The sequence below is a fragment of the Geodermatophilus sp. SYSU D00815 genome (assembly GCF_054050035.1).
Genome location: NZ_JBJGYO010000008.1, coordinates 106823 through 130867, shown reverse-complemented (window position 1 = coordinate 130867; position 24045 = coordinate 106823). Strand labels below are relative to the sequence as shown.

Genomic DNA, 24045 nt, shown 5'->3' with positions numbered 1-24045 from the left:
CGTCGAGGCTACGTCCCGGGGCCGTAGGTTCTCCCTGTGGCCTGTCGCTTCACCGAGCTCGTCGTCGACTGCCGCGACCCGGAGGCGCTCGCCTCCTTCTGGGCCGCCGTCCTGGACTACCGGGTGCTCTCCCGCGAGGAGGACGAGGTCGAGATCGGGCCGGAGGCCGGGTTCGGCGGCGCGGCGCCCACCCTGGTGTTCGGCCGCGTGCCGGACCCGACCCCCGGCAAGCTGCGGCTGCACATCGACGTCTCCCCCACCGACCGAGACCAGGACGCCGAGCTGCAGCGGCTGCTCGACCTCGGCGCCCGCCCGGCGGACGTGGGGCAGACGGGCGAGGAGAGCTGGCACGTGCTCCAGGACCCCGAGGGCAACGAGTTCTGCCTGTTGAGGAACCGCCAGAGCCCGTGAGGAGCGGGGCCCGGAGGGTCCCCGACGAACGGGGCGGCCGAGCGGCTCAGCGCTGGTCGGGGACGGCGCCTGGGCGCGGTGTCGACCGGGGGTCGACGGTGTTGCGGTGCCGCACGGCGTACGTCAGGGCGTCGACCAGGGCGTGCCAGGAGGCCTCGACGATGTTGTCGTGGACGCCCACGGTGGTCCACTCCCCCACGCCGTCGGTGGTGTCGATGAGCACCCGGGTGGTGGCGCTGGTGCCGCCCTTCCAGCCGAGGATGCGCACCTTGTAGTCGGCCAGCGCGACGTCGGCCAGCTGCGGGTAGCGGCTCCGCAGCGCCTGCCGCAGCGCGTTGTCCAGGGCGTTGACCGGGCCGTTGCCCTCGGCGGTGCTGATGATCCGCTCGCCGTCGACGTGCACCTTCACCGTCGCCTCGCTGACCACGACGCCGTTGCCCCAGTGCTCGACCGAGGTCTTGTAGCTCTCGAGCTCGAACAGCGGCGCGGGGGCGTCGGGCAGGGCGCCCCGCAGCAGCAGCTCGAAGGAGGCGTCGGCGGCCTCGAACGACCAGCCGTCGGCCTCGAGCACCTTGACCTGCTCGACCACCTTGCCGACGACGTCGGCGTGGCCGGCGAGGTCGACCCCGAGCTCGCGACCCTTGAGCTCGACGGAGGCGCGGCCGGCCATCTCGGTGACCAGGATCCGCATGTCGTTGCCGACCACGGCCGGGTCGAGGTGGTTGTACAGCTCGGGGCTGACCTTGATGGCGCTGGCGTGCAGGCCGGCCTTGTGGGCGAACGCCGAGGCGCCGACGAAGGGCTGGTGGTCGTCGGGGGCGATGTTGGCCAGCTCGGCGATCGCGTGGCTGACCCGCTGCAGCTCCGGCAGGCACTCCGGCGGCACGACCTGCAGGCCCATCTTGGTCACCAGGTTGCCGATCAGCGCGAAGGTGTCGGCGTTGCCGGCGCGCTCGCCGTAGCCGTTCGCCGTCCCCTGGACGTGGGTCACCCCGGCCTCCACGGCGGCGAGGGTGTTGGCGACGGCGCAGCCGGTGTCGTCCTGGCAGTGGATGCCCAGCCGGCCGCCGACCCGGGCGCGGACGTCGGCGACGACGCGGCCCACGCCCATCGGCAGCATGCCGCCGTTGGTGTCGCACATGACGCCGACCTCGGCGCCCGCGGCGAACGCCGTCTCCAGCACGCGCACGCCGTAGTCGGGGTCGGCCCGGTAGCCGTCGAAGAAGTGCTCGCAGTCGAGGAACACCCGCCGGCCGTGGCCGGTGAAGAAGGCGACGGTGTCGGCCACCATCGCGAGGTTCTCCTCCAGTGTCGTCCGCAGGGCCTCGCGCACGTGCCGGACGTCGGACTTGGCGACCAGGCAGACGACCGGCGCCTCGGAGTCGAGCAGCGCGCGGACCTGGGGGTCGTCCTCGACGCGCACCCCGGCCTTGCGGGTGGCGCCGAAGGCCACCAGCTGGGCGTGGCGGAGCTTGAGCTCCGTGCGGGCGCGGGCGAAGAACTCGGTGTCCTTGGGCAGGGCCCCGGGCCACCCGCCCTCGATGAAGCCGACCCCGATCTCGTCCAGCAGCCGCGCGACGGCGAGCTTGTCGGCGACGGAGTAGCTGATGCCCTCGCGCTGGGCGCCGTCGCGCAACGTGGTGTCGAAGACGTGGAAGTCCGTGCTGGTGACAAGGGCGGTGGCCACGACGAGCTCCTGGGGTGGGGGCGGGGCGTTCCCGGCAAACAAAAAGACCCCCCGGGTACGGGAGGTCTGCGCGCAGTCGGGAACGGACTGCGCGCTAGGCGATGATGATCGTGCGGTGGTGGGACATCGCCGCCGAGTAAAGCACGTCGACCGGCCGTCGTGGAGCACCGGCGGCGAAAACCGCGTGATCGGGCGGGCGCCCGCCTGCTACTCCTCTGCGGTGATCCCGACCTCCTGGACCCCCGTGCACCGCCCGTCCGACGGCGAGCACGTCGGGTACCTGGCGCCCGACGGCGCGCCCGGTCTCGTCGTGCCCACGGCCCTCACCGGCGCGCCCCTGGGCCCCGCCGCCGAGCGGCCGGACGCCGAGGCGCTGCTGGTGGAGCGCGGGTTGCGCAGCCTGGACCGCCGCTGGTGGTGCCGGTTGCCCGACCGGCTGCCCGAGGGCGGGCTGTCCGCGGCCGACCCCTCGCCGGGGTGGGGCTGGCACCCGGTCGTCCTGGTCGAGGTGTCCCCTCAGGGCTGCACCGTCCGCCTGGAGATGGCCGAGCCGGCGCAGCTGCGGGCGCGCGCGACCCTGCCCGTCCCGGTCGGCGACCTGCTGCGGGAGGAACCGCCCGGCTGAGCCCCTCAGCGCTCGGCGGGCAGCCCCTCGATCACCGCGGCCATGTCCGCCGGGGCGCCCGCCAGGCGGGTCCGCGCCGCCTCCATGGTGTCGACGACGGCGGCGGCCAGCCGGTCGGACAGCCCGAGGTCGGCCAGGGCCGAGCGGATGAGCCGCCCGTCCTTGATCGCGCCGTCCAGGGAGAAGCTGACCGGGTACTCGCCGGCCAGCATGGCGGCGCCCTTGGCCCTGGCCAGCGGCGCGTCCTGCGGGCCGCCGTCGATCGCGGCGAAGAAGTCCCGCGGGTCCAGGCCGAGGGCGCGCGCCAGCGCGACCGACTGGGCCACGCCCGCCGTGAGCGTGAGCACCCAGGCGTTGCAGGCCAGCTTGAGCCGGCTGCCGGCCCCCGCCGGGCCGAGCCACAGCGTCTTGCGCCCGATCGCCCCGAGCACCGGGGCCAGCCGTTCCCGGGCCGCCTCGTCACCGGAGGCGAGCACGACCAGGGCGCCGTCCTCCGCCGGCTTCCTGGTGCCCAGGACCGGCGCGTCCACCAGCGGCAGGCCCAGCTCGGCGGCCACCGCGGCGGTCCGCTCGGCGCCGTCGACACCCACCGTCGAGCACTGCAGCCAGATCGTGCCCGGCGCCGGCGCCGCCCGCCGGAGCACGTCGACCACCGCGTCGGCGTCGAGCAGCATCGTGAGCACGACGTCGGCGCCCTGCGCGGCCTGCGCCGGGGAGTCGCAGGCCCGCGCGCCCGGTCCGGCCAGCGCGCGCGCCTTGCTCGCGTCGCGGTTCCACATCCGCACCGGGACGCCGGCGCGGACCAGGGAGCGGACCATGCCCGCGCCCATCGTCCCCGTGCCGAGCACGGCGACGACGGGCGCGGGCGTGCCGAGGTCGCCGGTCACCCGACCAGCGCCACCGCGCGCGTCGGGCCGCCGTGCGCGCCGCGCACCTTCAGCGGGAAGCCCACGAAGGTGAACCGGGTGTTCACGACCTTGTCCAGGTTCGCCAGGTTCTCGTAGTGGGTGATGTGCTCGCGCCGGCACATCATGTGCACCGGGTAGGTCTTGCTGGCCGGGTTGTCCGGCGTCGGGCTGTCCACCCCGAACGTCTTCACCCCGCGCTCGACGATCCACTCCGCGGCCGACGCCCCGAGGCCGGGGAACTCGGTCAGGTAGCGCTTGTCGCCGACGTAGCGGTTCCACGTCGCGGTGTGGAACAGCACGATGTCGCCGCGCTGCACGTCGACCGGCGACTCGGCCACGATCCGGTCGAGGTCCTCGGCGTCGATGTCGGTCTGCGGGGCGAACCCGGTCACGTCCAGGCAGACGGCGGGGCCGTAGAACAGCTGCAGGTCCATCTGGTCGATCGTCTCGGCGCCGGGCGCGGGGTCCAGGTGCGAGAAGGAGTCCACGTGGGTGGGGCCGTTGTCGTTGAGGATGAAGCCGGTCGTCTGGAACGAGAACCCGCCCTCGAACCGCGGGGCCGTCTCCTCGTGGGTGGCGTGCTCGAACTGCACCGTCTTCAGGTGCCCGGGGTAGACCTTCATCCCCTCGTAGATGTCCTGCGACAGGTCGATGATCTGCATGCGCGCTCCTCAGGAGTGGGGACGGCGGGACCGTCCGGTCTCGATCACGGTTCGAGCCGCTCGACCGAGCCGCTCAGCGCCGACCGGGTGATCGCCTCGAACGCGCGCACGTTGGCGCGGATCTCGGCGGGCGGCACCGGGTAGTCGGCCGCGCCTTCGACCGCCGCCGCGAAGCACTCGAGGTTGTCGCGGACGGCGGGGCTGGGGGGCACGAACCGCGTGCTCGGCTCGCTCCCCCGGAAGCAGGTGGTGACGTCCCACCCGGTGGGGTTCTCGGGGTGGCTGCGGTCGCGGATCTCCACCCACCCCTCGGAGCCGAGGACGCACAGGCGGCCCATGAACGGCGTGGTGAGGACGGCGGTGATGGCGGCCGTCGGCCCGTCGGGGAAGCCGAGGGTGACCGACAGCGTGTCCCCGTTCGCGAACCGCGTGGCCCGCGTGGCCAGCCGCGCCCACACCTCGTCGGGCGGGCCGAAGATGCTGATCGCGAGGTCGACCAGGTGGATGCCGGTCGCCGACAGCGGCCCGACCGGGGCCTCGGTGGCCGAGAGCCGCCAGTTGTCCGGCGGCAGGGCGAGGAACTTGTCCTGGCTGAAGTTGCCCTCCAGCACGAGCAGGGTGCCGAGCCGGCCGGAGCGGCACAGCTCCTGCAGCTGCTGCACCGGCGCCTCGAACCGGCGCTCGTGCCCGATGCCCAGCTGCACGCCGGCCGCGGCGACCGCGGCGAGCGCCTCGTCGGCCTCGGCCGCCGTGGTGCAGAACGGCTTCTCGCAGAACACGTGCTTGCCCGCCCGCGCGGCCGCGACGATCTGCGCCGAGTGGAAGCGGTGCGGCGAGCACAGGACGACGGCGTCGATCCCCGGGTCGTCCAGCGCGTCCTGCAGCTCGGCGGTCACCGCCAGCCCCCGCGCCTGCGCCCACTCGCGACCCCCCGGGGCGACGTCCACCCCGAGCACCGGGCGGATCCGCTCGCTGCCGGCCAGCAGGCCGACGACGTTGCGACCCCACCAGCCGAGGCCGACCACGGCGACGTCGATCACCGGGTCAGCCCTCGAGCTTGAGCAGCTTGTGCGCCGTCGCGCTGCGCACGAGCTCCTTGTCCTCGTCGCTGAGCCCGCGGACGCCGTCGATCTGGCCCAGGGGGTCGTAGTGGCCCATGTCGAACGGGTAGTCGGTGCCGATGACCACGTGGTCGGCGCCCATCTGCTGGACGAGGAACTCCAGGTGGACCGAGTCGAAGACCAGGCAGTCGACGAACACCTGCTTGAGGTAGGTGCTCGGCGGCCGGGTGATGTGGTGCCGGCCCTCGGGGCGCAGCTCGTAGGAGTGGTCCATCCGCGACGAGTAGAACGGCAGGTAGCCGCCGCCGTGCACGAGCACCAGCTTGAGCGCGGGGTGCTCCTCCAGGACGCCGCCGTGGATGATGCGGTTGATCGCCACCGTGGTGTCGAGCGGGTTCCCGATCACGTTGGTCATGTAGTACTTCTGCAGCCGCTCGCCGTGGGTGAACCCGTTGGGGTGCAGCATGACGACGACGTCGAGCTCCTCGGCCTTGGCGAAGAACGGCCGGAACCGGGGGTCGTCGAGGTCGAGGCCGAAGATGTTGGTGTTGATCTCGACCCCGCGGAAGTCGAGGTCGCGCACGCAGTGCTCGAGCTCCTTGATCGCCGAGGACACGTCCTGCATGGGGACGGTGGCCAGGCCGACGAACCGGTCGGGGTGCGCCTGCACCATCGAGGCCAGGTTCTCGTTCTGCATCCGGGCGAGGGTGCGGCCCAGCTCGACGTCGGTCCAGTAGTAGTACTGCGGTGGGGCCACCGAGAGGGCCTGCACGTCGATGCCCATGGCGTCCATGTCGGCCAGCCGCACGTCGATGTCGGTCGCCTTGGGCATGATCTCGGCCGTGTGCTTGGCCTGGTATGCGAGGGTCTCCGCGCCCGCCCAGTAGAAGAAGGGCTCGTACTGCGGCTCCATCAGCCCCTTGGCCAGCTCCAGGCAGGCGGGGGTGATGACGTGGGCGTGGATGTCCACGGTGCGGCCGTTGCTCCGGCTCATGGGGCGGGGTCCTCTCGGTCGGCGTGCGGGGCGGGACGGGGCGGTCGGCGGCGGGAGCAGGGGGTCAGGACGCCGGCGCGTACGTGCCGGGCGCCCACGGCAGCGGTGCGCCGGCGTACTTGGCGGCCCGGACGTCGCCCGAGCGGGCGTGGCCCTCGAACAGCTCGATCCGGGAGGCGCGGCCGCACAGCTCGCCGAGAGCGGCGCTGGCCCGCTGGTCGGTGACCTCCTGGTAGGTGACGGTGCGCAGGTACTTGCCGACCCAGAGGCCGCCCGTGTAGCGCGCGGCGCCGCGGGTGGGCAGCACGTGGTTGGTGCCGATGCACTTGTCGCCGTAGGAGACGCAGGTGCCCTCGCCGAGGAACAGCGCCCCGTAGTTGCGCATCTTCCCCAGCGCCTCGCGCGGCCGGGCGGTGAGGATCTGCACGTGCTCGCTGGCGAACGCGTCGGCGAGGCGGTAGGCCTCGTCCAGGTCGTCGACGACGTGGATCTGGCCGTGGTCGCGCCAGGCCGGCCCGGCCATGTCGACGGTCGGCATCTCGGGCAGCAGCCGCTCCACGTGAGCCAGCGCGGCGCGCGCGACCTCCTCCGACGTCGTGATGAGCACCGCCGGTGAGTCCGGGCCGTGCTCGGCCTGGCTGAGCAGGTCGACGGCGACCACGAACGGGTCGGCGGTGTCGTCGGCGACGACGAGGATCTCGGTCGGTCCGGCGAACAGGTCGATGCCGACCTCGCCGAACAGCTGGCGCTTGGCCTCGGCGACGTAGGCGTTCCCCGGCCCCGCGAGCAGGTCGACCTTGCCGATCGTCTCGGTGCCGAGGGCCATCGCGGCCACCGCCTGGACGCCGCCGAGCAGCAGGACGTCGTCGGCACCGGCCAGGTGCATCGCGGCGACGGTCGCGGCCGGGATCTCGCCCCGGATGGGCGGCGTGCACGTGGTCACCCGCCCGACGCCGGCGACCTTCGCCGTCAGGATCGTCATGTGCGCCGACGCGGTCAGCGGGTAGCGGCCGCCGGGCACGTAGGCGCCGGTCGCCGCGATCGGCAGGTGCTTCTGCCCCAGGAAGACGCCGGGCTCGGTCTCGACCTCGAACTCGCGCATCGACCCCAGCTGGTGCTCGGCGAACCGGCGCACGTTCGCCTGCACCGCCCGCAGGTCGTCGAGCACCTCGCCGGGCACCCGGCCGACGATCTCGTCGATCTGCTCGGCGCTCAGCCGGAAGGACTCCGGCGACCAGTGGTCGAACTTCTCGGAGTACTGCCGGACGGCGTCGTCGCCGCGGGTCCGGACGTCCTCGATCACCTCCGCGACCACGCGCGCGACGTCGGAGAGTTGCTGCCGCTGCGCCCCCGTGGACGCCGCCGCTTTCAGCTGCCAGCTCATGCGAGTGCTCCAGATCACATCGGGGTCACGAATCTTGTTGTGCATACGCATGCATGTCAAGCGGGCAAGTCCGCGTCGATCTCCGCAGTCACGACCCCGCGCTCCGGTCCGTCGACGTAACCGCAGGTGGAGCGGGTGCCGAGCGGTTGCGGGACGCGCTGGGACAGGATCTGCGCCCCGCGGGGTGGGCGCCGGGCACACCCGGGGAGCCCTCCCGACTTCTTGACGTATGCATCGGATTGCAGGCACAGTCCCCCCGTATACGCGTGGGCTACGTCACATCCGGCCGGCGCACAGCACCAGCAGGTCTCGCCCGTGGAGGCGCGAAGGGGCGCCCGCAAGAGAGGCAGGAACATGGGGATCACAGCAAGCGGCAGCCGCACCGGCGGGCTGCGCTGGATTGCCGGTCTGGCCGTGCTGGCCGTCACCGCGTCGGCGTGCGCGTCGGGCGGCGGGTCGAGCCAGCAGGCCGGCGAGGCCGAGGACGCCAACGGCGTCATCAACATGGTCATGGCGCCCGACCCGGTCTGGAAGTGGCTCGAGGACCAGGGCATCAAGCAGGAGATGGAGGAGGAGGCCGGCATCCAGGTCCTCACCTCCTCGTCCTGGGACGAGTTCGGCGTCTACGCCGGCGGGCACGCGGACGTGATCTCCGCAGCCACCTACGAGGTCCCCGACCTCGCCGAGGCGACGGGCGAGCCGGCCACGGTGTTCGGGGCCTACAACACCGACCGCAGCATCCTGGCCGTCAACCCGAACGTGGCCGCCGAGACGATCTGCGACCTCGAGGGGAAGAGGATCGCCACCTTCACCTCGGTCAGCATCACGCTGATCTGGGGCATGTACGCCAAGGAGATGTGCGGCCTCGACCTCCGGGAGGGCGAGGGCGACTACGAGCTCGTCGTCACCGACATCCAGAACCTGGCCAGCCTGGTCGCGCGCGGCGACGCCGACGCGTGCCTGTGCCTGCCCGACTTCGCCATCCCCGAGCTGTCCACCAACCAGATCCGGCCGCTGTACGACGCCAAGTCGGCCGCGCAGATGTGGGCGGAGAACTACAGCAGCTTCCCCGACGACGTCACCCACCCGCAGACCAACGTCTTCGTGGCCCGGGAGGCGTGGGTGGAGCGGAACCAGGACGAGGCGGCCTTCCTGATCGCGCTCTGGGACCGCGGGATCCAGGAGTGGCAGGAGCACCGCGACGAGATCATCCGCGCCTACCCGGAGGACTTCGCCGTCCGCACCGACGAGGAGTTCGCCTTCCTCACCAACTGGCTGGACACCAGGTTCGACTGGTTCGTGCCCACCACCTACCTCGACGACGACTGGGTCGAGGGCGAGCGCGAGGTCTTCGACCTGATGAAGGAGACCGGCTTCATCGAAGAGGACGTGGAGGAGCCCAGCTTCACCACCCTCGAGCCGACCTCCTGACCGCGGAACCGCAGAGGAGATCGACACCATGTCGAACCCCGTGATCGAGGCCCCCGAGGCGGGGCCCGCGATCGCCTGGCAGGAGGGCGAGGCGCTGGCCCGCCGGACGTCGGCGCGCAACAAGCGCAAGCGCCTCGCCCTCCTCGTCGCCGGCTGGGTCGCCATCTTCACCGTGTGGCAGATCGCGGCCTACTACCTGCCGTTCGGCACCCTGCCGAACCCGCTCGAGGTCGGCGTCGAGATGTGGGAGATCGTCGCCAGCGGCGCGCTGGTCTCCGACTTCTTCGCCAGCGTGGTGAAGACCTTCGCCGGCTTCGGGGTCGCCGTGCTCGTCGGCGCCCCGATCGGCTACCTGATGGGCCGGTACGACTACTGGCGGTCGTTCTTCCGCGACGGCATCACCGTCGCCGGCACGATCCCGGCGCTGACGTACGCGGTCCTCTCGCTGATCATCTTCGGGCTGTCCGACCTCGGCCCGGTGCTGGCCGTGGCCCTGGTCTCCGTGCCCTACGTGGCGATCAACGTGGCCGAGGGTGTGCGGGGCGTCGACCCGTCGCTGGTGAAGATGAGCCAGGCGTTCGGCCGCTCGCCGCAGCAGATCCGGCGCGAGGTGTTCATCCCGACGCTGGTGCCGTACGTCTTCGCGGCGGTCCGGATGTCCTTCGCGGTCGCGTGGAAGGTCGAGGCCCTCACCGAGGTGTTCGGCGGCACCAACGGCGTCGGTTTCCAGATCCGCAACGAGTACCAGCTGTTCAACATCACCGGCGTCATCGCCTGGATGGCCCTGTTCATCGTGTTCATGCTCATCATCGAGCGCCTCGTCCTGCGCAAGCTGGAGAACCGGGTGCTCGCCTGGCGTCCGGAGGAGCGGGTCCGATGACGGCGACCCTGACCCCCCGCAGGTCGGCCGAGGAGATCGCCTCGGCACGTCCGCAGTGGCAGCGGCGGCTCACCTCCAACACGGCCGCCCGCATCAGCTTCTACGTCCTCGCCTTCCTGCTGTGGCTGGCGCTGGCGGGGCTGTTCGAGCGGATCCCGGGGCCGGCCGCGGTGGTCGACCGGCTGGTCGAGGAGTTCCGGCGCGGTGAGGTGTTCGGCAACTTCGCCGACACCTTCTACCGGTTCGGCATCGGTGTGGCCCTGTCGATCGTCGTCGGCATCGTCGTCGGCGTCCTGATCGGGCTGTCGCCCATGGCCCGGGCCTTCCTCGAGAGCCCTGTCATGGTGGCCCTGTCGATCCCGGCGATCATGTGGGCGTTCCTCACGGTCATGTGGTTCGGCTTCGGCCACACCTCGCCGATCGTGACCACCTTCCTGACCGCCGTGCCGTTCATGGTCGTCAACGTCGCCCAGGGCGTGTCCGGCGTGTCGCGGGACCTGCGCGACATGTCGTCGTCCTACGGGGTGCCGATGGGCCGGCGGGTCAAGGACCTGGTCCTGCCCGCGGTCATGGGCTACGTGATGGCCGGCATCCGGTTCGTGGTGATCATGGGCTGGAACGGCGTCCTGCTCGCCGAGTGGTTCGGCGGCTCGGGCGGCGCCGGCTACCGCGCCCGCTACTGGTACGACGCGAACCAGTTCGCCGGGTTCGCCGCGTGGGTCGTGCTGTTCGTGGGCGTGATCGTCGTCCTCGACCAGCTCATCTTCGAGCGCCTGTCGCGGCGCGCGTTCCGGTGGCGGGACGCCACCCGCTGACCGCCGGGGGGGGGGGGGGGGGGGGGGGGGGGGGGGGGGGGGGGGGGGCCGCCCCCCCCCGCGGCCCCCCGGGCCGCCCGGGCCCCCCCCCCCCCCCCCCCCTCCCCTCCCCCACCTCGCCCCGAGTTGCGAACCGAGAGGCACTGACATGGCCGTCCTGACGGTGAACGACCTCTGCAAGACCTTCGGCGCCGGCACCCCCCGCGCCAACCGGGTGCTCGACCACATCACCTTCGACGTCCGCGGGCAGACGTTCGTCTCGATCGTGGGCCCGTCGGGCTGCGGCAAGAGCACGCTGCTCAACATCATCTCCGGCGTGGAGACGCACACCTCCGGCTCGATCGCGGTGACCAGCGACGAGGGCCGGCCGGCCCGGCTGGGCTACGTCTTCCAGGACCCGCGGCTGCTGCCCTGGCGGAGCGTGCGCCGGAACATGATGTACGTGCAGGACGCCGACGACGAGGCGACCCGGAAGCGGGTGGACAAGTACCTCGACATGGTCGGCCTGGCCAAGCACGGCGACTTCTTCCCGGGCCAGCTCTCCGGCGGCATGCAGCAGCGCGTCGGCATCGCCCGCGCCTTCGCCGTCGAGCCGGACCTGCTCATCATGGACGAGCCGTTCAGCCACCTGGACGCGATCACCGCTCGCGGTCTGCGGGCGCAGCTGCAGGACATCTGGGCGCAGTCCAGGAAGACGGTCGTGTTCGTGACCCACGACGTCGTCGAGGCCGTGGAGCTCTCGGACCGCATCATCGTGCTGCAGCCGGGCGGCCGTATCTTCGAGGACATCAGGATCGACCTGCCGCGCCCCAGGCGGCAGTCGGACCCGGCCGTCGCGACGCTGCAGGCCGAGATCCTCGCCCGCCTGGAGAACATGAAGGCGATGCAGCCGCAGATCGCCGCGGCCGGCTGAGGGCGTCCTGCGTCCCGGCGGGGGACCGCCCCCCGCCAGGACCTCGTCGTGTGCCGACGCCCGCCGCGGGCACGGCCGAACCCGGACCCTCGAGGGGAATGCCGATGCCTGACCACCCGTCCGCCGCGGTCCCCGGCCGCCCGTCGCCCGACGGGGACCGACCGTGACGGCCGAGTCCCCCGCCTTCGAGGAGCCCGGGGAGCCGCTCCCGGCCCGCCCGGTGCGGTCGTCCGGGGCGTCCCCGGTCGCGGGCGGCGAGGCGCCGCGTCCCGGCGCCGACGGCTCGGCGTCACCCACCAGCTGGACCGTCGCCCGGGCCGCCGGGGTCTCCCAGTCGACCGTCTCGCGGGCGCTGCGGGGAGATCCGCGGGTGCGCGAGGAGACCCGGCGCCGGGTGGACGCGGCGGCTCGGCGCCTGGGGTACGTGCCGAACTCGCTGGCCGCCGGGCTGGTCTCGCGCTCGACCCGCACCGTGGCGGTCGTCGTCTCCGACCTGGCCAACCCCTTCTTCCCCGCGCTGCTCACGCCGGTCTACGACGAGCTGCAGCTCATGGGCTACCGCGTCGTCCTGTTCACCGAGCGGACCGACATCCCCACGGGGCAGGAGTCGCTGCGCCGCCTGCTGGACCGGTCCATCGACGGCGTGCTGGTCACCACGGCCACGCTGGACTCCCGGTTCGCCGCCGAGCTGCAGCAGCGCGGCCTGCCCACGGTGCTGCTCAACCGATACATCGACGGCATGGACGTCGACCGGGTGATCAGCGACAACCGGGGCGGCGCGGTCATCGGCGGCCGGCACCTGATCGAGCTGGGGCACCGGCGGATCGCCGTCATCCGCGGCCCCGGCAACACCTCGACCAGCCGCGACCGGCTGGCCGGGCTGGAGGACGCGTTCGCCGAGGCCGGCGTGCCGCTGGACCCGGGCCTGGTGCGCGAGGGGACGTACTCCCACCAGAGCGGCTACCAGTACACCCGGGAGCTGCTGCGGCTGCCCGATCCGCCCACGGCGATCGCGTGCGGCAACGACGTGGTCGCCTTCGGCGCGATCGACGCCGCCCTCTCGCTCGGGGTGCGGGTGCCGGAAGACGTCTCCATCCTCGGCTTCGACGACATCCCCATGGCCTCGTGGGAGGTGTTCCAGCTCAGCACGCTGCGCCAGCCCATCGGCGACATGGCCCGGGCCGCGGCCCGGATGCTGGCCGAGCGCATCGAGAGCCCCACGGACATCGGACCGGGCAGGGAGAAGATCTTCGCGACCAGCCTGGTGCGCCGGACCACCGTGGACAAGCCACCCGCCGGGTGAGCGCACCGGGCGGCCGCCACGCCGCACGGGCCGTGCTCAGGCGGTCGGACCGTCCGCGCGCACGGCGCTCCCGACGGCGTCGACCACCTCGTCGAGGTCGGGCAGGACCAGCGCGTCGTCGGTGACCCACCGGTAGCGCACGGTCCCCGACCCGTCGATGACGAAGACCGACCGCTTGGCGAGCCCGCGGTGCCCCTTCCAGACGTCGTACCGGACGCCGTAGGCCGCGCAGACCTCGCGGTCCCAGTCCGACAGGAGGGGGAAGTCGACGCCGAGCGACTCGGCGAAGGCCTGCTGGGAGAAGGTGGCCGTCACCGCCACCGCGAGGACGTCCGCGCCCAGCGCGCGGATCTCCCCGGCCCGTCGTCCCAACTGGGACAGCTCGGAGCCCTAGTAGCCGCCGAAGTCGAAGACGTAGAAGGCGAGGACGACCGGTCCCCGCCGCAGCGTCTCGGCCAGGTCGACCGACCGCTCGAACGTGTGCCGCAGCCGGAAGCCCGGTGCGCGGTTCCCGACGTCGACCATGCCCTCACCTCACCGGAGCGGGTGCAGCGGCAGGGGGTCGAGGACCCGCGCGGTGATGGCGCCCAGGAGGTCGGCCTCCAGGCGCACCTCGTCACCCGGCCGGAGCCACGGGTACCGGTCCCCGCCGTGCACGGTGGACAGCTCGAGGATGCACCCCGTCCCCACGGTGCCGCTGCCGATGACGTCGCCGGTCACCACGCGGGTCCCGCGGGACGCGTAGGAGATCATCTGGCCGAAGGACCAGTACAGGTCGGCCGCGTCGCCCTTGCTGTAGAGCTCGCCGTTGACCCAGGCGCGCATCTCCAGGTCGAAGGCGTTGCCCTTGCGCAGCGGCTCCAGCTCGTCGGGCGTGACCAGCCAGGGGCCGAGGCTGGTGGCGGTGTCCTTGCCCTTGACCGGGCCGAGGCTGTGCCGGACCTCGCGGGCCTGCAGGTCGCGGGCGCTCCAGTCGCAGAAGAGGAGGTAGCCGGCGATGTGCTGCTCGGCCTCCTCCGGGGTCAGGTTGGTCCCGCCGCGGCCGACGACCGCGCCGAACTCGAGCTCGTAGTCGAAGTTCGTGCAGCCCGGGGGCAGCTCGACGTCGTCCCGGGCGCCGCGGATCGCCGCCGGGTTCTGGAAGTAGAAGACCGGCAGCTCGTACCAGTCGGGGTCCATCGTCTGGCCGTTGGCCTCGCGGTAGGTGCGGACGTGGGTCTCGTAGGCGTAGAAGTCGCGGACCGAGGGCGGGACGGGAACCGGCGCGCGCAGCCGGGCCTCCACCTCCGGCAGCACGTCCAGCGGATCGGCCAGCGCCTCCTCGGCCGCGGCCGCCAGCCGCTCGCCGTCGTCGCCCAGCAGGTCGACGAGGCGGGTGGCCGTGCGCAGGCCCTGCAGGGTGCCGTCGGTGAGCAGGGCCGGGTGCTCCTGGCCGTCCGTGGGCGAGACGTACGTGGTCCAGCGCATGCGGGTTCCTTCCGGTCGGGCGGAGCGGGAGGGGCCGGGGTGCTACAGCAGCGGCTCGGCGACGCGCAGGTCGGGGGCGCGGCCGTCGGCCGGGACGGCGTCGTCGTCGAGCCCGTCGAGCAGGTGGCCCAGCCGCCGCTGCTTGGTGCGCAGGTAGACGAGGTTCTCGGGGTTGGGCGGGACCTGCAGCGGCTCGCGGCCGACGATCTCGAGCCCGTAGCCGGCCAGGCCGCCGTACTTGGCCGGGTTGTTGGTGAGCAGCCGCAGCCGCCGGGCGCCGAGGTCGGCGAGGATCTGGGCGCCGATGCCGTACTCGCGGCTGTCGACGGGCATGCCGAGGTCGAGGTTGGCGTCGACCGTGTCCCGCCCGGCGTCCTGCAGGCCGTAGGCGCGCAGCTTGTGCCCGAGGCCGATGCCGCGTCCCTCGTGGCCGCGGAGGTAGACGACCGCCCCCCTGCCGGCGGCGGCGATGCGGGCCATCGCCGTCTCCAGCTGGGCGCCGCAGTCGCACCGCAGCGAGCGGAAGATGTCGCCGGTCAGGCACTCGCTGTGCACCCGGACGAGCAGCTCCTCGGGCCCGGCGACGTCGCCCATCGCGAACGCGACGTGCTCGGTGCCGTCGATCAGCGAGCGGTAGGACAGGCAGCGGAACTCGCCCCACGGCGTGGGCAGCCGCGCCTCCCCGGTGCGCTCCACCAGCCGGTCGGTGCGCCGCCGGTGCTCGACGAGGTCGGCGATGGTGACCATCGGGATCCCGTGCCGGGCGGCGAACCGCACCAGGTCGGCGCGGCGCGCCATCGTGCCGTCGTCGTTGACGACCTCGCACAGCACCCCGACCGGCGGCAGCCCGGCCAGCCGGGCCAGGTCGACCGCGGCCTCGGTGTGCCCCGCCCGCTTGAGCACCCCGCCGTCCCGGGCCCGCAGCGGGAAGACGTGGCCGGGCCGGTGGAAGGCCTCGGCGGGGACCGTCTCGTCGGCGAGCGCGCGGATGGTCGCCGCCCGGTCCGCGGCGGAGATGCCGGTCGAGGTGCCGGCGGCGAGGTCGACGGTGACGGTGAACGCCGTCCGGTGCGGCTCGGTGTTCGCGGCGACCATCTGCGGGAGGTCCAGGGCGTCGCAGCGGTTCCCGGGCAGGGCGACGCAGACGACGCCGGAGGTGTGCCGGACGAGGAAGGCGAGGTCGGCCGCGGTCGCGTGGGCCGCCGCCATGATGAGGTCGCCCTCGTTCTCGCGGTCCTCGTCGTCGACGACGACGACCATGCCGCCGTCGGCGATCTCCTGCAGCGCCTGCTCGATCGAGGCGAAGGGACTGGGGTCGTCGGTCACAGCGCTCCTGCCCGGGACGGTGCGGACTCGGACGGCGGCAGGCCGCAGTACCGGCCCGCGTGGAAGACGAGGGGGCGCACGCCCTCGTCGGACTCGAGGTGCACCACCCGGCCGAGGACGATCACGTGGTCGCCGGCGTCGACCTCCCGGAACAGCGCGCAGTCCAGGGACGCCGCCAGGCCAGGGAGGACCGGCGCCCCGGTGGCGCCCAGCCGGTAGCGGACGCCCGCGAACCGGTCGGCGTCCTTGCGGGCGAAGCGCCGGCACAGCTCGGCGGAGGACTCGCCCAGGACGTTGACGCTGAACGCGCCGGCGGCGCGGACCAGCGGCCAGGTCGTCGACGTGCGCGCCGCGCAGAAGGAGATCAGCGGCGGGTCGAGCGAGACCGAGGTGAAGGAGTTGACCGCCATCCCGGCCGGTCCGGCCGGCGTCGTCGCCGTGATCAGCGTGACGCCGGTCGGGACGTGCCCGAGGACCCGGCGGAACCGCCGGGCAGCGGCCATGTCGACGGGCCGGGCAGCGGCCGTGTCGACGGGCCGGGCGGCGGCCGTGTCGACGGGCCGGGCGGCGGCCGTGTCGACGGGCCGGGCGGCGGCCGTGTCGACGGCCCGCCCGGCGGCGACCCCGTCCCCCGGCACCGGCGCGGTCGCCACGTCAGCCCTCGTAGGTGGTCATCTCGTCGAGCGCGGGCTTCACGTGCTGCATGAACAGCTCGATCTGCCGCACCACGCTCTCGGCCGGCTGCTGCGCCCAGTGGTAGATCAGCACGACGTACTCGGCCGGCAGCTGCCGCCACAGCTCCACGTACTGGTCGCGCACCTGGTCGGGCGTGCCGACGACCCAGAGGCCGGAGTTGACGACCGAGTCGACCGGGTTGGCCGGGTCGAAGCGCATCGGGGTCGTGCCGGCGTAGAGGTCGCGGAAGATGTCGACGTCGTACTCCGCGACCTGGCGGCGGGCCTCCTCCTCGGTCTCGGCCATCTGGCCCCAGCGCACCAGCGCCTGGTTCTGGCCGAGGGCGTAGGTGCGCCCCGCCGTGGCGGCGGCCTCCACGTAGGCCGCGCCGAACTCCGCCGCCCGCTCGATCTTGGAGAAGTAGGTGGGGATGAACCCGCGCGGGCCGCAGTACTCGATCGTCTCCTTGCTGGCGTTGCTGGAGACGAAGACCGGCGGGTAGGGCTTGGTCAGCGGGCTCGGGACGACGCTGACCCGGCGGATCCTGTTGTTCTCGTCCATCTCGCCCGGCGCCCCGAGCTCGCGGGTCGCCGTCATCGTCCAGTCGACGCCCTGGTCGTAGGGGTAGGGCACCTGCCAGCGCCCCTTGGCCTCCACGCTGTCCTGCGTCCACGACTGCAGGACCAGCTCGACGTTCTCCTCGAATATCTCGCGGTTGATCTGGTCGTCGGAGACGCGGGCGGCGCGGGTGGCCTCGTCGAGCTCGGCCATCTTCTCCTGGTTGCCCGACGGCGACAGGGTCGCCCGGGTGCCGAGGTGCTGGCCGAGGATGTTGGTCCAGCGCGCCTGGTAGCCGCGGGAGAACCCGCAGAAGGACCGGCCGCCGGAGAGGTGGTCGATGATGGCGACGTCCTCGGCCACGCGGAACGGGTTCTGCGCGCTCATCGTGTAGCCGAGCTGGCCGACCCGGATCCGCTTGGTGATCGCGGCCCAGTACGCGTCGAGCAGCCCCGGGTTGGGTCCCACCTCGTAGCCCTCGCTGTGGAAGTGGTGCTCGATGGAGGAGATCCCCCACAGCCCCAGGTCGTCGGCCGCCCGCACGATCGTCGGCATCTCGCGGATGAGCGCCTGGTACCGCTCGGCGTCGCGCCCCAGGGGGCGCTGGTCGATGCGCTCCTGGCGCGTCGCCGCCACCTGGGGGTAGAGCTGCAGGATCACCTTCACCATGTCCGCCGCCTCCGCTGGCTCGTGCGGTGTGTGGGGTGCGTCACCCCTGTTCGCCAGCGCACGCTACGGATCGGGGACGGCGGAGACATGTGGGTCGCCGACAGTCCTTCGCCACGATCCTTTGTGACCGCGCACAAGGCGGCGCCGACCGGAGTCCCCGGATCCGACGGGGACGAGGCGCGTCGGGCGTGCGCGCGAGCAGGCCCCCGGGCGCGCCGCGCGGGGCCGGCGCGGGGCGGGCCGGGGCCCGCTTTCGAGTAACCACCGGTTCCGCGGCCGGTCCACCCGTGACTTGGATTTATAGAATGCAAAGGTGATCCCCGTCCCCGCCGGCGCCGGTCCGCAGGAGTCGTCGTGAAACCGCTCGGCCACTTGACCGCACACGAGTACGCGCTGGCGCAGCTCCGGGCCGAGATCCTCCGGGGGGAGCTCGTGGGCGGGCAGCGGCTGCGCCAGGCCGACATCGCGGCGCGGCTCGGCGTCAGCACCACCCCCGTGCGCGAGGCGCTGCGCGACCTGGCGACCGAGGGCCTCGTCAAGTTCGACAGCAACCGGGGTGCCGAGGTGACGTCGATCAACATGGGTGAGGTCCGGGACCTGTGGACCCTCCGGACCGTGCTGGAACCGCTGGCCATGCGGATCGCCTGCGAGCGGATCACCTCTCAGCAGCTGGCGGAGGCCGAGGAGATCCTCGACCGGATGGACGCCGAGGACGACACCGCGGTCTGGCTGCAGCTCAACCGCGAGTACCACAACGTGCTCCAGCAGGCGACGCGGATCCCCGCGCTGGAGAAGACGCTGCGACTGGTCCAGGACCAGTCGGCGATGTACCTGGCCCAGCGCGTGGAGGAGGCACCCAACCGCCCCAAGGCCGGTCAAGCGGAGCACCGCGAGCTGCTCGAGGCCCTGCGCGCGCGGAACGCGGACCGGGCGGCAGACGTGGCGCAGCGGCATCTGGAAGCCATCCTCGTGGGCATGGCGGACGTCGCCGACCAGGGCGGCGCCGGCCCGCTGGCAGCGGCCGGCATCACCGCGCGTCCCGACTGAGCCGGCTGCCGCTCAGGAGCCTGACCCCGGCCAGGCCGGGGAAGTGGCAGCCCAGGGCGACGGCGTCGTGCGCCTCGAGGTCGCGGCGGAGCCAGGCGCGCGTCCTGGCGGCCAGCCGCGGATCGACGTCGCCGACGGCGCCCCAGTCCGCCCGGGTCAGCTGCTGAGGGCAGTGGACGGCGTCCCCCAGGAGAACGGCTCGCTCCCCGGCGTCGTGGATCACGAAGACCGTGTGGCCGGGCGTGTGCCCGGGAGCCGGGACCGCGGTGACCGCCCGGGAGATCGGCCGCTCGCCGTCCAGGAGGACCAGTCGGTCGCGGGCGCCGAGGTGGACGAGGCCCTCGCGCACGTGCTCGTCCAGCGCGCCGGCACGCGACTCGACGAAGTGGCGCCACTCCCCCTCGGCCAGGTGGACGCGCGCGTTCGGGAAGACGGGTTGCCCCTCGGTGGTCGCCAGCCAGCCCACGTGGTCCGGGTGGAGGTGGCTCAACGCGATCGAGCGGACGTCGGCCGGCCCGTAACCGGCCCGCCTGAGGTCGGCGAGCAGCCGACCCCCCGTCAGGAGCGAGTTCTCGCGCGGGCCGAAACCGAGGTCGATCAGCAGCGGCTCGTCACCCGGGACCAGGAAGGCGCCGACCGGCAGGCGCACCGCACCGTCGGCACCGGCGAGCAGGCGGTGGGGGGTCGGATCGGTGAGGAAGTCCGCCGGCATGCGGAACACGCCGTCGTCCAGAGCCAGCACTGCCACGTCCCCCACGCGCACCGAGGGGACGGCGCCCCGCTCCGCCGTCACGACGTTCCCCGTCCTTCGACCCGGCCGCGTCTGGCGGAGCGCTTTCTGCAATCTATAGGATCTGCGTCACATCTCCCGACGCCCACGCCCGCGGGCCCGTCGAAAGGACTGCCGTGACGCAGACCGCCTTGATCACAGGTGGCGCCGGTTCCATCGGACCCGCGCTGGCCACGTCCTTCGTGGACGCCGGGTTCGAGACGTACATCCTGGACATCTCCCCGCGGATCGACGAGGTGGCGGAGGCGACCGGGGCCCGGCCCCTCCGGGCCGACGTCACCGACCTCGACTCCGTCCGGGCGGCCGTCGAGGGCATCGAGTCCCTCGACGCCCTGGTGACCGCCGTGGGTGCCTGGCCCCAGCTGGAGATCGACGAGCTGACGATGGACGACTGGAACCAGCAGATCGCGATCAACCTGACCGGGGTCTTCGTCGCGGTCAAGGCGCTGCTCGGTCCCCTGCGCGCCGCCCGCGGCTCGGTCGTGAACTTCTCGTCGTCGGTCGCCCTGAAGGGCTACGCCGAGATGATCCCGTACGGCGCCGCGAAGGCCGGCGTCATCGGGTTGACCCGGTCGCTCGCCGTCTCGCTGGGCCGGGACGGGATCAACGTCAACACCGTGATCCCCGGCGGCATGCTGACCGAGAGCAACCACAACCTCTCCCCCGAGGTCCTCGAGGAGATGCGCACCGCGCGCGCCATCGCCCGCGACGGCTACGCCACCGACCTGGTCGGCGCCGTCCAGTTCTTCGCCTCCCCCGCGGCGGAGTTCGTCACCGGCCAGTCGCTGGTGGTCGACGGCGGGTTCCTCTTCCACTAGGCACCTCGCTCCCCGGATCGGACGACCGCCCGGGTGTCGGGATCGGTTCCCGGCGCCCGGGCGGTCGTCCCCCCGGGGCACCTGGCGCCGCTCCCCGGCAGCGGTCGGCCCCGCCGGCGCGTCGGCCCGGCGCGCACCGCTCCCCGGGGGTGCGGTCCGCCCGCGGGTCACAGGCAGGTGCGGCCGTCGAGCCCGAGGATGTGCAGGCCGGTGTTCTTCTCGGACACGTAGATGACCCCGCGGCGGTCCACGAGCACGTCCTCGACCTGGGTGACGAGCGTGCTCGGGAGGGGGCCCCGGCGGACCGGCGGGTCGTCCGGGATGTACGAGGCCGTGATGAAGGGGTCCCGCGGCTCGCTGATGTCGTAGATCTGCAGCCCCGCGTTGAAGTAGGTCAGGTACACCAGGTCCGAGGAGGGCTGCAGGCAGGGTTGTCCCTGGGGCTGGTGCTGGTTGTGCGGGCCGAACCGGCCGCCCCTGGCGCAGAAGGTCCGCGTCGGGTAGCCGTCGGGGACCCGTGGCTGCGGGAACAGCGAGATCAGCATCGGGTCGGACTCGTCGGAGACGTCGACGATGCCGGCGAAGTTGACCGGCTCGTCGCAGTTCTCCCGCAGCGCCTCGCTGTTGACCAGCACGAGGTCCCGGTCGGGCAGCGGCACGGCGGTGTGCAGGGCGATCGTGCTGCCCAGCGGTGGGTGGACCGGCAGGTGGGACACCATGGTGGGAGCGGTCTGGTCGGAGATGTCGAGGATGACCAGGCCGGCCCGCATCCACGGGCAGTAGGCCCGGTCCCCCGAGACGTAGGCCCCGCCGTGGAGGGAGAGGGCGTGCTGCTCGTGCCCGTGGGCCGGGAAGGGGTTGCCCCGGGTGATGCGGCGGCGATCCACCGGGCTGTAGGCCTCACCGCCGTCGCGGTGCTGGCCGGGCCACCACCACCGGCCGACGACGGCGGGGGCCTCCGGGTCGCTGATGTCGACGGCGACGTACAACTGGCCGTCGAAGCCGGGCAGCGCGCTCGTCGCGTGGACGATCGGCCCGCCCGCGTAGAAGTTGCGGTGGGTCCCGGTCGAGCCGCTCCGCCAGGTGCCGAGGCGGACGGGCTCGTCGGGGCAGGTGACGTCCCAGATGAGGAAGCCGTCACCGGGCACGGCGTCCGTCGGTCCGTTCGCCCACCCGGCGGGGATGTGCTCCATCCCCATGATCATCTTCCCGTCGGCCACCTGCACCTGGATCGTCCAGGTGTTCGGCGGGCCGTCCAGCCACCGGACGAGCTGGGGGCGCGTCGGGTCGGTCACGTCGAGGATCGACAGGCCCGGCTCCCACATCGCCGCCACGTAGATGAAGAAGCGCCCGTCCACCTCCTGCATGGCCAGCTTGAAGCCGGGACGGTCGGCCAGGTCGTGGTAGCCGATGAGCTCGGTCCCCCGCGTGAAGGGCATGTCAGGCACCCGCCGTCGCGCCGTCGTAGCTGAGGAGGACGCCCATCTCCTGCTCCGGGTGCTCGTCCAGCACGCGGTACGCCTCGGCGGCCTCCCCGAAGGGGACCCGGCGCGACACCGTGGTCTGCAGCCACGGCTGCGCGAGCAGGCCGAACACGGTCTCCATGCGCCGTTCCATGGTCCAGCGCGGCTGCAGCCCCGAGCCGATCGTGCTCACCTGCGAGCTGATGACCCGTTGCCGGCGGTAGTGGAACTCGGGGGACAGGACCAGCGGGACGGTCTTGCCGCCGAAGAAGGAGACCACGGCGACCGTCCCTTCCTGCCCGGTCGTCGAGATCGCGGCCTGGAGCGCCGCCGGAGCGCCGGACGCCTCGATGCTGATGTCGGCGCCCCGCCCCTTCGTGAGCTCGTCGATGACCCCGGCGGCGTCCTCCGGGGCGACGGCGGCGTCCGCCCCCCAGCCCAGCGCGTTCTCGCGCCGCCCGGGGATCGCGTCCACCACGACCAACGTCCCGGCGGTGCGTCGGGCCAGCTGCGCGCAGAAGCTGCCCACGACACCCTGCCCGTGCACCACCACGCAGTCGCCGTGCCGCACCGGCACGTCGAGGGTGCAGTTCAGCGCCACGTCGAGCAGGTTGGCGAACGCCGCGCGCTCGGGTGCCAGACCGTCAGGCACGTGGAACAGGAGGATCGGGTCGTTCCGCATGGTGAACAGGTCCTGGTGCGGGTGGCGGGCGAAGACGACCTGACCCGGCGAGTAGCCGGTCCCGGTGCCGGCGTCGACGACCTCCCCCACGACCTGGTAGGCGTACTTGACGGGAAAGCCGAAGCTCCCCCTGCAGGTCTCCAGCCCCAGGTCGTCCCCCGCGGGGATCTGCCCGCGGTACACGAGCATCTCCGTGCCCGCGCTCACCAGGGAGGTGAGGGCCCTGATGGTGACCTGGTCGGTGCTCGGCGGCGGGACGTCCTCGTCCAGCAATTCGGCCCGGCGGGCGGCCGTGAACCAGAGCGCCTTCGCACGGCGTGTCGTGGTCATCGCTCGTCTCCCATCTCCGATGTCGAGGGCGTCGGAACGGCGTCGGTCACCGGGACGGTGCGCCCGGCTCCCGTTCCGTCGGCCGGAGCGCACCGGCGTGGTCCGGGCGGGCCCCGGCCGACGCGGTTCAGGCGGCGTCGTGGCGCGTCCGCCACAACTCGAGCGTCTGCGCGACGGCGGCGCGGGACACCTCGTCGGCCGGGCGGTGCCACACCGAGTCGGGGTAGTCGTTGCCGAAGAGACCGTTGTCGGAGAAGACCTCGATGTCGTACCAGCCGTCGAACCCACCGGCCTCGAGCGCGCGGAACACCGCCCGCAGGTCGATGGTGCCGTCCCCGGGCAGGACGCGATCGCACCAGTTGCGCGTGGGCTCGCGCCAGTCGTTGAGCTGCACACCGACGAGCCGGTCGGCGTACTTCTCGAGGTCGGCGTGGATCCCGGGGATGTCCCAGAAGTGCCAGGTGTCCATGATGACCTGGACGTTGGGGGCGCCGATCTCGTCGACCATCTCCAGGGTCTCGACCAGCGTCGTGACCAGCGTCCCGGACGTCTGCCGGTAGGGCTCGAGGCCCAGGGTGATGCCGAGCTCGCCGGCGGTCTCGGCCACCTGCCGGACCCCGTCCACCACGATGCGACGCGCCTCGGCGGGGTCGTAGCCACCGGGCTCGCCGGTGGTCACGAGGATGCCCGCGGGCCGGAACCGCGCGAAGCGCCGCACGGCCTCCTTCATCGCCTCCACCCGCTGCCCGGGATCGGCCGGCTCGGCGAAGAACGGGTCCGGGATGACCGAGGGCACCTTGGCGCAGCACAGGGTCGCGACGAGGTCGTGCTCCTGCATGAGGTCGTGGACCGCCCCGTCGTCGCGGCCGTCGAGCTTGTACTCCCACAGGCCGATGCCCGTGGCTCCGGCCGCGTGGTAGTTGCGGATGTCCTCCTCGATCGTCGCCGTGTACGTGGTGGGACAGCTGATCGAGATCCTGGGTTCGGTCACGGAGCCCTCCTACGGGCACGTCGGACGGGTGCACGCGCCGGGCCTCGACGCCGTCGCCGGTTCGCCGGCGACCGCGCCGCGGGCGGCCCGGGCGGTGCGGGTGGGGGTGGTGCGGTGGTGGACGCGCGGGTGCGCACGTCGTGGCGGCAGGTCCG

The 24045-nt window shown here is 72.8% G+C and carries 25 protein-coding genes; 9 read left to right on the top strand and 16 right to left on the bottom strand.

Annotated elements, in window-relative coordinates; all coding sequences use genetic code 11:
* Positions 1-36: 36 nt before the first annotated feature.
* A complete protein-coding gene (locus ACI78S_RS12015) occupies positions 37-411 on the top strand; it encodes a VOC family protein (protein WP_456973485.1) in 375 nt (124 codons plus the stop codon).
* A 46-nt stretch (positions 412-457) separates the two neighbouring features.
* Here the strand turns inward: ACI78S_RS12015 and cimA are convergent, their stop codons facing one another.
* Complete coding sequence (gene cimA / locus ACI78S_RS12010; protein WP_456973483.1) at positions 458-2098, bottom strand: citramalate synthase; 1641 nt, start codon at positions 2096-2098, stop codon at positions 458-460.
* Positions 2099-2318: 220 nt separating this feature from the next.
* On the opposite strand from cimA, the gene ACI78S_RS12005 reads away from it, so the two are divergent.
* Entirely contained in the window at positions 2319-2723 is a 405-nt protein-coding gene (locus ACI78S_RS12005; protein WP_456973481.1) for a hypothetical protein, read from the top strand.
* A 5-nt stretch (positions 2724-2728) separates the two neighbouring features.
* Here the strand turns inward: ACI78S_RS12005 and ACI78S_RS12000 are convergent, their stop codons facing one another.
* The 5 genes from ACI78S_RS12000 to hisD all read right to left on the bottom strand — a co-directional run bounded on the left by ACI78S_RS12000 (position 2729) and on the right by hisD (position 7732).
* Entirely contained in the window at positions 2729-3610 is an 882-nt protein-coding gene (locus ACI78S_RS12000; RefSeq protein ID WP_456973479.1) for an NAD(P)-dependent oxidoreductase, read from the bottom strand.
* Positions 3607-4293: a cyclase family protein gene (locus tag ACI78S_RS11995; RefSeq protein WP_456973477.1), complete on the bottom strand. Its 687-nt coding sequence runs from the start codon at positions 4291-4293 to the stop codon at positions 3607-3609. Before ACI78S_RS11995 ends, ACI78S_RS12000 begins: the two co-directional genes overlap by 4 nt.
* A gap of 44 nt (positions 4294-4337) precedes the next feature.
* Entirely contained in the window at positions 4338-5333 is a 996-nt protein-coding gene (locus ACI78S_RS11990) for a Gfo/Idh/MocA family protein (protein ID WP_456973475.1), read from the bottom strand.
* Positions 5334-5337: 4 nt separating this feature from the next.
* Positions 5338-6348 carry an amidohydrolase family protein gene (locus ACI78S_RS11985; RefSeq protein ID WP_456973473.1) on the bottom strand — a complete coding sequence of 337 codons (1011 nt, stop codon included), beginning with the start codon at positions 6346-6348 and terminating at the stop codon, positions 5338-5340.
* Between the two features lie 64 nt (positions 6349-6412).
* Positions 6413-7732: a histidinol dehydrogenase gene (gene hisD / locus ACI78S_RS11980; RefSeq protein ID WP_456973471.1), complete on the bottom strand. Its 1320-nt coding sequence runs from the start codon at positions 7730-7732 to the stop codon at positions 6413-6415.
* Between the two features lie 354 nt (positions 7733-8086).
* Here hisD and ACI78S_RS11975 point away from each other — a divergent pair, with 354 nt between their 5' ends.
* From ACI78S_RS11975 to ACI78S_RS11955, 5 genes are all read left to right on the top strand, one after another.
* The gene (locus ACI78S_RS11975; RefSeq protein WP_456973469.1) at positions 8087-9163 is read left to right on the top strand and encodes an ABC transporter substrate-binding protein; all 1077 of its coding nucleotides are present in this window, start codon (positions 8087-8089) and stop codon (positions 9161-9163) included.
* 28 nt (positions 9164-9191) lie between these two features.
* Positions 9192-10043 carry an ABC transporter permease gene (locus tag ACI78S_RS11970; RefSeq protein ID WP_456973467.1) on the top strand — a complete coding sequence of 284 codons (852 nt, stop codon included), beginning with the start codon at positions 9192-9194 and terminating at the stop codon, positions 10041-10043.
* Positions 10040-10858, top strand: a complete 819-nt coding sequence (locus tag ACI78S_RS11965; protein WP_456973465.1) for an ABC transporter permease — start codon at positions 10040-10042, stop codon at positions 10856-10858. The genes ACI78S_RS11970 and ACI78S_RS11965 overlap by 4 nt, the downstream gene beginning before the upstream one ends.
* A gap of 148 nt (positions 10859-11006) precedes the next feature.
* Complete coding sequence (locus tag ACI78S_RS11960) at positions 11007-11771, top strand: ABC transporter ATP-binding protein (protein WP_456973463.1); 765 nt, start codon at positions 11007-11009, stop codon at positions 11769-11771.
* Between the two features lie 163 nt (positions 11772-11934).
* Positions 11935-13074: a LacI family DNA-binding transcriptional regulator gene (locus tag ACI78S_RS11955; protein ID WP_456973461.1), complete on the top strand. Its 1140-nt coding sequence runs from the start codon at positions 11935-11937 to the stop codon at positions 13072-13074.
* Positions 13075-13110: 36 nt separating this feature from the next.
* Here ACI78S_RS11955 and ACI78S_RS11950 read toward each other — a convergent pair whose 3' ends face one another.
* From ACI78S_RS11950 to ACI78S_RS11925, 6 genes are read right to left on the bottom strand one after another with little or no spacing between them, the layout of a single operon-like run.
* Positions 13111-13446: a redoxin domain-containing protein gene (locus ACI78S_RS11950; RefSeq protein WP_456973459.1), complete on the bottom strand. Its 336-nt coding sequence runs from the start codon at positions 13444-13446 to the stop codon at positions 13111-13113.
* A gap of 18 nt (positions 13447-13464) precedes the next feature.
* Positions 13465-13599, bottom strand: coding sequence for a hypothetical protein (locus tag ACI78S_RS11945; RefSeq protein WP_456973457.1), 135 nt, complete (start codon positions 13597-13599; stop codon positions 13465-13467).
* 9 nt (positions 13600-13608) lie between these two features.
* Positions 13609-14541, bottom strand: a complete 933-nt coding sequence (locus tag ACI78S_RS11940) for a fumarylacetoacetate hydrolase family protein (protein WP_456973455.1) — start codon at positions 14539-14541, stop codon at positions 13609-13611.
* 42 nt (positions 14542-14583) lie between these two features.
* On the bottom strand, positions 14584-15867 hold the full coding sequence (locus tag ACI78S_RS11935; RefSeq protein ID WP_456973453.1) for a bifunctional 3,4-dihydroxy-2-butanone-4-phosphate synthase/GTP cyclohydrolase II: 1284 nt from the start codon (positions 15865-15867) through the stop codon (positions 14584-14586).
* The gene (locus tag ACI78S_RS11930; RefSeq protein WP_456973451.1) at positions 15864-16520 is read right to left on the bottom strand and encodes a flavin reductase family protein; all 657 of its coding nucleotides are present in this window, start codon (positions 16518-16520) and stop codon (positions 15864-15866) included. Before ACI78S_RS11930 ends, ACI78S_RS11935 begins: the two co-directional genes overlap by 4 nt.
* A 1-nt stretch (position 16521) precedes the next feature.
* Positions 16522-17769, bottom strand: a complete 1248-nt coding sequence (locus ACI78S_RS11925; protein WP_456973449.1) for an LLM class flavin-dependent oxidoreductase — start codon at positions 17767-17769, stop codon at positions 16522-16524.
* A 372-nt stretch (positions 17770-18141) separates the two neighbouring features.
* Here ACI78S_RS11925 and ACI78S_RS11920 point away from each other — a divergent pair, with 372 nt between their 5' ends.
* Positions 18142-18816, top strand: coding sequence for a GntR family transcriptional regulator (locus ACI78S_RS11920; protein ID WP_456973447.1), 675 nt, complete (start codon positions 18142-18144; stop codon positions 18814-18816).
* On the opposite strand, the gene ACI78S_RS11915 is transcribed toward ACI78S_RS11920, so the two are convergent.
* The gene (locus tag ACI78S_RS11915; protein WP_456973445.1) at positions 18797-19609 is read right to left on the bottom strand and encodes an MBL fold metallo-hydrolase; all 813 of its coding nucleotides are present in this window, start codon (positions 19607-19609) and stop codon (positions 18797-18799) included. The two genes, ACI78S_RS11920 and ACI78S_RS11915, sit on opposite strands and share 20 nt — an antisense overlap.
* A gap of 113 nt (positions 19610-19722) precedes the next feature.
* Here ACI78S_RS11915 and ACI78S_RS11910 point away from each other — a divergent pair, with 113 nt between their 5' ends.
* On the top strand, positions 19723-20424 hold the full coding sequence (locus tag ACI78S_RS11910; protein ID WP_456973443.1) for an SDR family NAD(P)-dependent oxidoreductase: 702 nt from the start codon (positions 19723-19725) through the stop codon (positions 20422-20424).
* 167 nt (positions 20425-20591) lie between these two features.
* On the opposite strand, the gene ACI78S_RS11905 is transcribed toward ACI78S_RS11910, so the two are convergent.
* The 3 genes from ACI78S_RS11905 to ACI78S_RS11895 all read right to left on the bottom strand — a co-directional run bounded on the left by ACI78S_RS11905 (position 20592) and on the right by ACI78S_RS11895 (position 23890).
* Positions 20592-21863, bottom strand: coding sequence for an LVIVD repeat-containing protein (locus tag ACI78S_RS11905; protein ID WP_456973441.1), 1272 nt, complete (start codon positions 21861-21863; stop codon positions 20592-20594).
* Between the two features lies 1 nt (position 21864).
* A complete protein-coding gene (locus tag ACI78S_RS11900; RefSeq protein WP_456973439.1) occupies positions 21865-22899 on the bottom strand; it encodes a zinc-dependent alcohol dehydrogenase in 1035 nt (344 codons plus the stop codon).
* 127 nt (positions 22900-23026) lie between these two features.
* Positions 23027-23890 (bottom strand): sugar phosphate isomerase/epimerase family protein, encoded by an 864-nt coding sequence (locus tag ACI78S_RS11895; RefSeq protein ID WP_456973437.1) that lies wholly within the window; start codon positions 23888-23890, stop codon positions 23027-23029.
* Between the last annotated feature and the right edge of the window lie 155 nt (positions 23891-24045).